This window comes from Nodosilinea sp. E11 (genome assembly GCF_032813545.1).
Lineage (GTDB): Bacteria > Cyanobacteriota > Cyanobacteriia > Phormidesmidales > Phormidesmidaceae > Nodosilinea.
Map to the genome: position 1 here is coordinate 3,367,341 of NZ_CP136520.1, position 11,122 is coordinate 3,378,462.

Annotated in this window: 6 protein-coding genes; 5 read left to right on the forward strand and 1 reads right to left on the reverse strand. The window is 52.7% G+C overall.

Annotated elements, in window-relative coordinates; translation table 11 throughout:
* Positions 1-56 precede the first annotated feature (56 nt).
* Positions 57-3,794, reverse strand: coding sequence for a hypothetical protein (locus RRF56_RS17075; protein ID WP_317034385.1), 3,738 nt, complete (start codon positions 3,792-3,794; stop codon positions 57-59).
* Positions 3,795-4,807: 1,013 nt separating this feature from the next.
* Here RRF56_RS17075 and RRF56_RS17080 point away from each other — a divergent pair.
* The 5 genes from RRF56_RS17080 to RRF56_RS17100 all read left to right on the forward strand — a co-directional run bounded on the left by RRF56_RS17080 (position 4,808) and on the right by RRF56_RS17100 (position 11,121).
* On the forward strand, positions 4,808-5,470 hold the full coding sequence (locus RRF56_RS17080) for a response regulator transcription factor (RefSeq protein ID WP_317034386.1): 663 nt from the start codon (positions 4,808-4,810) through the stop codon (positions 5,468-5,470).
* A 510-nt stretch (positions 5,471-5,980) separates the two neighbouring features.
* Complete coding sequence (locus tag RRF56_RS17085) at positions 5,981-6,283, forward strand: hypothetical protein (protein WP_317033830.1); 303 nt, start codon at positions 5,981-5,983, stop codon at positions 6,281-6,283.
* Positions 6,280-8,718 carry a hypothetical protein gene (locus tag RRF56_RS17090; RefSeq protein ID WP_317033831.1) on the forward strand — a complete coding sequence of 813 codons (2,439 nt, stop codon included), beginning with the start codon at positions 6,280-6,282 and terminating at the stop codon, positions 8,716-8,718. The genes RRF56_RS17085 and RRF56_RS17090 overlap by 4 nt, the downstream gene beginning before the upstream one ends.
* A 2-nt stretch (positions 8,719-8,720) precedes the next feature.
* Positions 8,721-10,298, forward strand: a complete 1,578-nt coding sequence (locus RRF56_RS17095; protein ID WP_317033832.1) for a hypothetical protein — start codon at positions 8,721-8,723, stop codon at positions 10,296-10,298.
* A gap of 319 nt (positions 10,299-10,617) precedes the next feature.
* Positions 10,618-11,121, forward strand: coding sequence for a hypothetical protein (locus RRF56_RS17100; protein WP_317033833.1), 504 nt, complete (start codon positions 10,618-10,620; stop codon positions 11,119-11,121).
* Position 11,122: the final 1 nt, after the last annotated feature.

An 11,122-nucleotide genomic window follows, 5' to 3' on the forward strand; every position in this document is an offset into this window, starting at 1 on the left:
CCTCGATGGCCGTATCGAAGGAATGGGTGCTCGGGCCACAGGGCGAGTGTATACGGTCAACTTTGCTCTCGATTCACCAAGGCAGCGAGATCTAGAATGGTGATCTCCTCCTGCTCAGGGCGGTTAAGGCTAGTGGCAGAAACTGGAGCGGCAGTAGTCATAATCTTGGTGCGGCTCTGCGATCGCCAAAAGCTATAACGCAGCAAAGGGAATGAAGCCACCCGTTTCGCCAGTGCCCAGAAAAAAAGATAGCTGGTCAGCAATCGCCTAAACGATCCATACCGCGATTCACGCAGAGTTTCAATTAAATTTGTTGTCAGGGGAGGTTGTTCACTGTCTTCACAGGCCTGTTGAGTAGGACTGGGCAGTAAGATAACCCTAGCAAATCCTTGATCTGCAAGCATTGGATTGGTGCCCACCGCGATTACCTCAGGGCCGGTGCGCAAATGTTGAATACCATTAGCCTGTCGAGCCGTCATCAGCACAGATTTCTCTTCATTCGCCTGTTTTTCACTGCAACGGCCATCTGGAAACCCAAAGAACAGCAAAGTGCCGCGCACCACTTGATGGCCAAACTGGTGGACTAAATGGTCTTGAGGATTGGCCCCGTGAATTTCTAACGAGGTGATACCGTAACTCAGGGAAAACAGCTTACTCACGTAAATTCTCAGGGTTTGCTGCACCCAGGGCACATCGCCAATTACCAGGGTCCGTTTTCCGGTGCGAGCTAATAACTGACGTCGCTGTAGTAGCCTCAGCCCCAGGGTCCATAACCAAGGGCCAAAAATATAAATGCCGATGTCTATCAGGACGCAATCAGTTAATAAACTCTTACTCAACAGAGTGGTCGCTGGCAAATTGCATAACATCAACGTCCCCTTCATCAGGGTTTGGGCTAGGGGAATACTGTAGCCAAAGGGAATCAGCCAACCTACTGTAATCACAATGTAAAGGGCATGGATGCCCCAGGCCAGCGGGGTTTCAGTGATGTGAAGGGACCATCGCTGCCCACCCTCAATGATTTGGCGATGCAAACGCGTGGGCTGCGCTTCGCCCGAGGTATTGGCACCTAGAATATCTACCGCACCTTGCAGAAAAAACTCATCTTCCATTCCTTGCAGTACTAGCAAACCTTCTGGCGATAGCGTCATGCCCAAGGGGCGCTGGTCCGGGAAGGCGATTTGCATTTGGCGAGTCAGGTAAAACAGCAACTCGGTTAAGGTTTGGTGAGTCGCAGCCACTGAGGCGGTTGCGGGTTCGGCTAGACGGCGACCGCTTTTGTTGGTAAACATACGCCTGCTAAACGGTTCTCCTGAATACACCGGACGCGCCAGAGAAGATCCGATAAAACTGGTAGGTTCCCCAGTGAGGACAAAAAACTCGCGAATAACTCCCTGTCGCACCAGTAGATCACTGGTGTGGAGCACCTGCAAGGTGGAGAACGTTTGCCCCGACTGGCTAATGGCAAAAACAATAGATTGCTTGGCCAGTCCTAGACTATCGAAGTCGTGCTGCAGCTGTTGTAACACTAGGTTCGATGAGAGGGTCTTAATTGACAACAGGGGAAAAATACTTTTCAAATCTTTGGCGAATCGTTCCCCCAACCAGAGACTATTTTCAACGCCGGTAATGAGAATATCTACATGACGTGACTCCGCTAGTGCAGGGTCTAAATCAAAGAATTTGAGTTTGCCTTGCTTTTCAGATAAATATCGAGCCTTGGGAATCAGTAAACTCAATAGATACTCAGCACTTTGACGATTCCAAGACGTCGGGTCAACCCAAGTCTCCCGAATGGTTTGCAAAATAAAGGGAATGTCTAATAAATCTTTCTCTATGGGATCCATCCCCGGTGTGGTCAGTTTTGGAATCCGCTGCAAGTCAGGGGATTGCCTGTAGAAGAATCGTCGATCAATAATCTCACTTTCCTGAAGCTCGCGCTTTTCCGTCATTGAGAAAATTTCAAGGTGCGTTGGAGATAAAACTGCAATTTCTCCTGTATTTTGGTTTAAATCTAAGCGATAAGTCTTTGGCTTGTGAAGCAAGACCGCATCCACTGCCGAAGGCTCAGAGGCATAAATGGAATATTGCTGCTGAGGGTCGACACCAATCGTTATTGGCTGTCCCAAACTACTTAAGACCAGCTTGTCAGGGGTTAACGTTGACACCGTGACGAGGCCAAAGCTGCCTCGTGCTCGCAACATAAAAAATTGAGTAGCTCGATATAGGTCGTTGTATAAAAAGCCCTCTAGGGTGGCTTGTACAAAGAGGCAGAGCTTACATTGATCGATACTGGCTAGTTGGTTGTCCTGCTGCAGATGGTGAATCATCAGCTGCTGCAGTTGGTAAAGACTGTGGGAAGTCGTGAGTTCTTTGGCTGCGGGAAGGTAGTTAAGATGTTCTACAAAGGCGGCTTCGCAGAGCTGAGCCCAGCGTTCGAGTTGGTCGCCAGCCGGGGCTGTATGGGGTGCATCCTTAGTCAATTCAGCCCCTCCAAAGGCATCGTCCACAGAGGAGGCAATCATCAGTTGATAGGCCAACCGCACCGAAGGCAACCACATGCCCTGGGTAATGAGCAGATCCATCATCCCGGCAATCTTTGGAGAATCGCCGACGGTTTGGTTAGGTACCTGTAACACCCGCTCTAGCCACAACCCTAAGGTTCGGTAATCAACTAATCGGCCGAAGAGTTGCCAAGCATCGAAGTCACCGTTGTGGGTAATCCGGTGATTCACATTCTGGAGCTTGGCGGTATATTTATCATTTTCGATCTGCCAAACTTTTTCGAGGCGATCTGGGCTCCATTCGTGCCAATGCGTTTCTAAGACAGAAGGAGGACCACTGGTACCAAAGCGGTAGTGCCAAACACCAGTAATGGCATTGTATCGAGGACGATATCCGGCTCGCCAGGCCCGATCGCGAGTGCCATGAAAGACCTTTTCTAAAGATTGAGTTAAGTTACTGCGTTTGGCATTAACTATTTTGTCCCCCACAAAATAGCTTCGACCGGTCCAGTCTTGGCCGATGGTCAACCCTCCACCAGCTTGCTCTCCCCTTACCTCTGTTTCACGCCCCATTGTCTTAAATAATTCGAGCCAACGCTGGGGAATTAATCCCTCCAGTTGGGGGTCGGTCTTTTGGGCAATAAAGCCAAAGTTACCGCAGTAGAAGTAGTCGGCGCGACCAGACACTATCGCTACCGCATCAGAAACAGAACAAACCAGCGTGATGGCATTGGCGATCGCGAACATAGGAATCGCTAATACCAAAACGTTTGCCCAGAGCAATTGGGGAAACCCTGACAGCAAAGGCAAAAGGCTCCCATAGCAGAGGCTGGCCCATCCCACGGCCAAACCATTAAACAGCACCCCCCCCATAGCCTTACTGCGAACCTTCCAAGGCGTGCGATCGCCCACGGCAACCCAGGGGAGATGTTGACTATCCCGCGAGGGTAAAACAATTGGCTGTAAAGGCAGGCAGGAGCGGACTACCTCTGCAAGTGTTCTATTTTCTAAGATTGATGCCAGGCTGAAGACCGCTGGGTTCTGATCGACCAGAACCCGGATAAGACAATGCCCGAATCCGTGGATCAGTAGAGCACTATTCCACAGCACTCTTAACCCAAAGGCCGCTAACAAAGACCAAGCTATGCCCTGGCAAAGAAGTTGCCAACTTCCTAGGTCTAAATGATTTCCTTTAATGGTTTTAACAAAAGAAGTTTCCAGTAGAATTACACTTAGAATCTCTGGATAAATTTGAATATTTGAAAAGCATGGTAATTTACCAAAATGCAAGCTGCCTTCGAGAAAGAGAGAGAAAAAAATCTTTTATTTGAATTGGATTTGATCTGTTTTCCATTTTGTCAAACAAGCGTTTATCAAAGGCATCAATCAATATCTGATTAGCCAGCCAACCCTCTGAACCGCCTTCAAAACCAGGAACATAACGCTTCGATCGCTGAATCCTATCAACCTTGTGTCACAAAGCTTCCGGAGACGCGAGCAACCTCCGAGCTATGCCCCCGGCAGTGTAGAGCCAGCCAGGCAAGGAGTACGCTGTCTGGAAACTTAAACCCATAGGGAAGCAATACGACGATCGCCGTACTAAATTATGAAGCTGCCATTGCCTGCTGAGAGAAGTATAAAAAATTGCTAGATTCCAGCTAAAAATACCCGGGCAAGCCTCCGAAATTGCTCTATCCTCCTTATGATTAGCCAAAATTTCTGATTTATTGACGTAATAGACCTAAGAATGCCAAAATCTATTTTTAGAAGCAATACGACGATCGCCGTACCCAAATCTTAAGCAGCTCTGCTTTTGGTAGCAAAGTATGGAAACCCTAACGAATGCGGATTGGAAAAGCCTTAATGGGTTCTTAAAGTCGCTCTACATCCCTTGCAGCTTGGAAGCTTTTCCAGTAGATCTCATAACTGCTTTGCCCAGGGTCGTTGGTTCAGAACTGTCGGGAGTGGTCACTTTTCGCATGGGTGCCAAAACATTGCCACGTTTTGTGACATTCCCAGATCCGACGGTGGGTGTTACGGCAGAAACATATACAGCAGTGCCTCAGCATTTTTTCTCACATCCTGTAGCAAGTCACTATGAAAAAACAACAGATGAGCACGCTTTAGCTATATCTGATCTTTTGACCGAGTCAGAATTTCACCGTCAAGACCTTCTATACACAGGCTTTTTTAAGCACTATGGCTTGGAAGATCAAATGGTAACTTACTTTAAACTTCCATCTACATTGCAAAAACTGCCAAAGACTGATTCCTTTTATAGGGGACAAGAACGATGTGGTTTAATGATCAGCCGCGATCGCCGCAATTTCACCAAGCGCGATCGCCTCGTCCTAAACCTTATCCGTCCCCACCTCAAACAGGCCTATGACAACCTGGCTGCTTTTCACCAAGTACACGACCATCTAGCTCAGCAGCAATCTGCCACCGACCAAACGGCTCTCATTGCCCTATCCACCTGCGGCACCGTGCAGTGGATCACCCAAAAAGCCGGGGAAATCTTACACCGCTACTTTCCACCCTCCAAGGCCCCGATTGCCCTGCCCGACCTGTTGCAGCAGTGGGTCAATCGTCAGCTCTCCATGTTTTCTCAGGTAGAAGAAGTTTGTAGAGTAGCTCGCCCCCTGAGACTACAGCTAGAAGAGCAACGGTTGGCCATTCGCTTTAGCTACTGCCCAAAAGTTGAACAGCTTTACCTGCTGCTCGAAGAGACTGAACCAGAGCCGTTCTCGGCAGAGTCATTGCAATTGCTGGGCTTAACCAAGCGAGAGTCAGAAGTCTTGTTTTGGGTGGCTAAAGATAAAAGCCTGGTGGAGGTAGGCAAGCTGCTGGGCATGAGCGATCGCACCGCCAAAAAACACCTAGAGCATATCTATGAAAAGTTTGGCGTTCAAACCCGTCTCTCTGCCGTCATGCATGCCCTAGGGCTTCTAGGCATCTTTAACTAAGACCCAAACAGCATCTGATTTTCTAGAATTCAATCTTTGCACCTTATCCATCTCCAGGCCCAGGGTAATAAACATGTGCCGATACTGGTACGGACGACGATACTCGCTCACTACCCCTGATTGGCAAGCTGCAGCACAATGCTAAACTCGCCGTCTGTCGGAACCTCTGGAGGCTGAATTGAGCGGTTTACCGTTAAAAAGGCGACACCCGGATTCGAACCGGGGGTGGAGGTTTTGCAGACCTCTGTAGGTAAACGTAAAAGGCTTGCCATATAAGCATTCTGGGTTGTGGTTGCTAATCCTTGCCTAAGAATAGCCCTATAAATTCCTGTTGGTGGAGCTGAGTTAGGGCAAAATTAGAGCAAATTCGTGGTTCTCTTGTGAGCAAAAAAAACCGCCGAATCCCTCCTCTCTATTTCCCCTTTCAAAGTTGGAAGCAAGCAGCCCTGGCCTATGTGCTTGGCTTTGCGGGGCTGGCGATTTTGTATCTGATTCTCAATAGGTAACCTGATGACTGCTTTCAACCCTGCTACAGACTTACCCGCCAGCGTCAACTCTCTCTCTAAGTTGGTCGGATGGGCCAACGGAGCCTTCTACCAGCTCCACAAAGCCACTGACTACCAAGAATCTGTCGGTGGCATTTTAGTGCCAGTTGTCACGGCTCAAGATGGCCTGGCGGCTAACAAGACAGAGCGGATTATTTTTCGCGTTTCCTTAGAACTAGAAGATACCTGGCGCGCATCACCCCAACCATTCTGGGTGAATGTTCGAAGCATTTCTACCGCAGCAATCCCAACGCAATACCGCCCATGACGACTGTTCCCCTTGGTGAGAATCCCTACCTCTATCAAGGTGGGCCTACAGTTCCTCTGCGCCAGCAGCAAACCGGCACCTATGCCGCCGACAGCTTGGGCAATCGGGTTTTTTATACCCCAGAGGGCCGATTGCCGAATAGTACCCTGGCCCCCGGCTTGGCCCCTACCGCAGGGCAGCTGGCTAGGCAAAGCCTCTCAGGCGCGGGCCTGGCTGGGGCTGCTATTGGCGGCGGCATCGGTGCAGCTCAAGCCTATAACCAAGGGGCCGGGCTGTTTGAGGGATTAGGCGTAGGCCTGGGGGGCGTAGCTGGCTCGGTTGGTGGCCAGGTGGCCGGTTTCGCTGGGGGCAGCGCTGCTGGTGGTGCGATCGGCTCTGCCGTGCCAGGCGTGGGCACTGTAGCGGGCGCGGGTGCTGGTGGCGTCGTTGGTGCAGTCGGCGGCGGCCTGGCGGGCGGTGCGGTCGGCGGTGCGGTCGGCGGTGGTATTGGGAGGGCCGTTGATGGTTTCTTTTGGCCAGATCCGGCAGAGCCGGGTGTAGGCATTCCCCCACAGCCAGGCGCGGCCACCCCTCGCCCCGGTGGGGAGGAATACCCTGGGCAGTTTCCCCCAGCAGCAGCTGGGGCCGGGCCTGTAGTTGTGCCTGGCGATCCTATCTATGGCCCTGCACCCTTCACTGGTGGGCAAATGCCAGGCATACTCTACCGAGCATCGGGCCGACTTGAATTCGATCGGGTTTGGTGCGATGGGTCGCTTACCGTTCCATGGAGTATTGAGTTTTTATCGGAATTCAATATTTTGGGGCCTGTCTCTAATGCTCGCCTGGAGTACAGTAACCCTGGCCTTTGTGGGCCGAGAAACCTGGCCTTGCTAATTACTCAAGGCGATGGCTCTACAAGGGCCATCGCTCAAGACAACGATGTTTCCTTTCGAACGAAAGAAAAGGGCACTTTTACCCTTTCGTTCGAAAGGGCTGGCGGCCTGCCCGATACAGGCGGCAACCCTCCAGCTCCACAAACAGGCAGTACCACCCCAGAGCGATCGCCCAATCCCTACCGCCCTAATGGCACAGATGGCGCAGGCCGCCCGCGCGCGGTTCCAGCGGCACCTAATGCGCGCCCTACGGCCCCCGCGCCTAATTCACCTTGGCCAGAACGATCGCCCGCCCCTGTTCCCGATACAGCTCCCATCGGGGCTGGCTCTCCTTTTGCGGCCCCAGACGCGCCCCCCAATTTCGCGCCTGCACCCGCTAGCCCTCAGCCCGACACCGACCCACTCGCACCAACTCAGCCCCAGCAACCCCTCGACCCGCTGAACCCCACTGGCCCCAGTCGCCCCCTGCAACCCGACCAAGAGGGCAAGCGAACCGCTCAACCCTTCTTTATTCCGGTTCCCATCCCTACCGGGTCGATCAACCCGCCAGGGTTTATTAATCCAGACCCGCCGATCACTGTCCCGGTGGGCTTGAGGCAGCCCGCAACCACCCCAACCGGCACCGCGATCGACCTCACCACCCCTGGAGAGATCACCACCACCAACCCCAACACCAGGCCCCAAATTGAGCCAGTACAGCAGCCCGCCCGCATTGAGGAGGGCAAGTGCTGCATTCCCCCGGCCAACCCAGAGATCATTAAGCGCCTGGAGCAAATCAAATCGGGCATTGGCTTCGACGGTATGCCTGTTAGCGTGCCAGACCAAATTGCCAAGCAAAACCCCTCCCAATTGCAGATCGGCTCACTGGCAGAACTGCATCTATGGCAGGTGCAGCAGCTTGACGGGGTTATGGGCCAATGGCCCCAGCAAATTCCCATCCCCACCCCAGCCGGGACGGTAAATGTGGGGATGCCGAATATGGCCGAGGCCGTGGCAGAGCTGGTGGGAATGATGGTGAGCCAGCAGGTGACGGCCACCCAAATTCTCAATACCACCAGTCGCACGCTAGCCCAGGCGGGCAGCGCCACCCAGCAGGCTCACCTGGCACACCTCACCGCCAAGGCCAACGCCGAATTTCTAGGCTTTGAGAGCCGCCCCAGCGTGGTTGATATGCCCCTGGCCTACACTCCAGGCCAAGACCCCTTCGACGGCCTGCTCAATGAGTCTGTGGCCAAGGTGAGGGGCTTTGAGAATGCAGACGGGCAAGACCTCAAGAGCATTCTGGCCGAACTGTTGCAGGCCGCCGCGATTATTCGCGCCGTTTACTGGAGAAGGCTAGATCCCAAGGGTGACCTTAAAACCCAAATCCGGCAAAACATCCGAGGGCAGGGCGATTTTGTGGATGAGGCCGCCGCCGGTGGGGGCCAGGGCGAAGACTGGGAAGCCTACCTAAGAGATGTGGAGGCCGGGTTTAGATCGGCCACTGGTGACGATAACCCCTACGGCAGACCCCCAGGGGAAGGCCCGCAAATCAGAGATCGCAGCCCAAAAAAGGATAGGTAACTATGGGTTTTACGCTCACTTCTGCCCAGCTATTCAGCAGGGGAGTACGGCTTCAGGTAGGCAACCGTGGGGGCGGTGGTGGCTTCTTTCAGAAGATTGTTCAGGCCGGTAAGCAACTGGCTCAGATATTCACCTGGGGCAATTTGAGAGGCTTTCTAATCGGGGCAGCTCTGGCCCAGATCCCCAGCCTGGTTTTTAGCCTGACTAACCTCTGGTCGATGTTCACGAGCGCGGCGATCGAGTTGTATTACTTTGACTGGAACATCCCAGACGATCGCATAGACCAGATGGCTAAGGCCCGATGGAGCGCCTACGGCAGCATCCTGGGGGGCACTGCTGGCAATGCCCTGGGGTTTTTCGCCTGCGGCATTGTGCCCGCCACATCGCTGTTTGCCTTTGACGAGCGTCTGGCTAGCTATGTGCTGCGCGAAGTGTCAGAGGAGGCCTTTGAGGAGCTGACCTTTGAGATCGCCTATGTGCTGCGCCAATCATTCCGCAACCTGGCCCGGCAGACCGCTGGATGGCTCTACAAAGGGGCGCGGCGGTGGCTAAAAGACCCTAGCAACCCCATCGGCGGGCTAATTTTTGGCAGCAATGCGGATAACGTACGAAATACCTGGGGAGAGGCCAACGCCCCTAGCTGGAGCTTTGCCCAGGCCGTAGAGGAGCGGGTCGAGAAAATCCCTAACCAGTTCTGGCAAAATTTTACTGAAGAGCTGATCGAGGAGGCGATCGACGCCTGCATAGAGGCCGGGTATGTGGTCTCTAACTCGATCGAAGGCTACTACGCCCAGCAGCGCCTGGCCGCCACCATCAACCAAGGCCCCCAGCGAGTGGTAGAGGTGCAACCCAACCGGGCCAATGATGCTGAAAAGTTTGTGGTAGCAGGCCCAGAGAGCGAAGTCAGGGGCCAGCTCACCACAATTCTCACCACCCACCAGATGGTAGAGGATCGTGATTTAGGTCAAATCGTGGGCCAATCCCTCGACGACTACATTCGAGCCCGCCCCCTCGACGGCTTGAGATTGCAATTCAACCTCTACAGCCTGAAAACTCCGCCCTATGCCCGTCGAGGAGAACAACGCCTAACAAGGGTAACCGTTACCATTCCCGAGGTTTCGCGTGCTCTGCTGGACTGGGAACGCCTGCGCCAGGTATGTGGAGGCCCTAATGGTTACCTGTGGGGGCGCTGGCTGGCCAAGGCCAGGCTAAACAATGGCGGCACACTGAAGGTCTATGGAGGCACCGAGGCGGAGGCCGAGGACAGGCTGAGGGCATTCCTTACCCTGAGTACAGCAGAAATCAAGGGCCTGACCGTTACCGAGGAAAAACGCACGGGTGAACGCCAGCGCAACCCCAAAATGTGGAAAGAGATCACCCGCGTTTATCCAGGCCACTTGACGATCATCAACCGCCAGAGAACGCTTTATTTAGACCGTGGCAGCCCCAGTACAGATGGAAATTTCATCGACAAGCGCGCCCGGTTTGATCTGTGGCGATCGACTAAACCTCCAGACTTTGACCAAAACGTCATAGAGCTGCTGCGGCGTCTAGACGCAGCAGATACTGCCGTTCCTTAGCGAGTTGATCTAAAACCCATTCTCGATCTCTCCCTGTCTCCTGAGATAACCGTCTGACCAAGTTGCCATAGGGTCTATATTCGTATGGTCTACCATAGCGGCCTTTCCTCCTTCTAATTGCGCGTCTAGATCGAGTGCTTAGCTTTGGATAAAGTAAAAGTTCCATAAATTTATAAGTCTGTTTTTTCCTTCTGTGCAATGACCGACAATCATGGATGTTGTACTGTCGTATTGATAGTTATAACCTAAGTAGATTCACCTGTTGACAGGTTCAAGGAATAGGCTAGGATGCTGGACAGATGGACGTTCTAGGGCTTGCATGGCAACAGTTACACCGGGCACAGGTGGCACTATCAAAAGCACAACTGCTGAAGGGCAGGCTCACGAAATACTGAGCTTTATTTCCCTAAAACAGTTGAGTACGGTGGTAAACCCTGGTCAGGTGGAGAATGTTCTTGGCAGTCATGACCAACAGGCTCAAACCTTTAGTGGTACTTATCAGTTTTCGGTTTCTCAAGCCATCGACGGCAACGGAAATCTAACTTTAAGTGCGAATTCTTATCTAGTGGGGGCTGGGTTTCAGGAAGGAACCGGGGGCACATTCAAAGGCAATACGCCAGAGAAGTATGCCCTTGAGGTGCTTATGTACCTCCAAAATCTAGAACGAACCCCCGCGCTAAACCCCAGCTCTAGAAACTTTGTGACTGGAACCTATAACAGCGACACCGGAGTGTATCAGGGCTCTTTTAATATCCCTGTGATTATGGGCATTGATGCAACCTCCGGCGTGGTCTCTTATGGGGCCGATCCTTACCTACTCTAAT

Coding starts and splice junctions, on each gene's coding strand:
- RRF56_RS17100 (WP_317033833.1), top strand. CDS start 10,618: ATGGCAACAGTTACACCGGGCACAGGTGGCACTATCAAAAGCACAACT.
- RRF56_RS17080 (WP_317034386.1), top strand. CDS start 4,808: ATGATCAGCCGCGATCGCCGCAATTTCACCAAGCGCGATCGCCTCGTC.
- RRF56_RS17090 (WP_317033831.1), top strand. CDS start 6,280: ATGACGACTGTTCCCCTTGGTGAGAATCCCTACCTCTATCAAGGTGGG.
- RRF56_RS17095 (WP_317033832.1), top strand. CDS start 8,721: ATGGGTTTTACGCTCACTTCTGCCCAGCTATTCAGCAGGGGAGTACGG.
- RRF56_RS17085 (WP_317033830.1), top strand. CDS start 5,981: ATGACTGCTTTCAACCCTGCTACAGACTTACCCGCCAGCGTCAACTCT.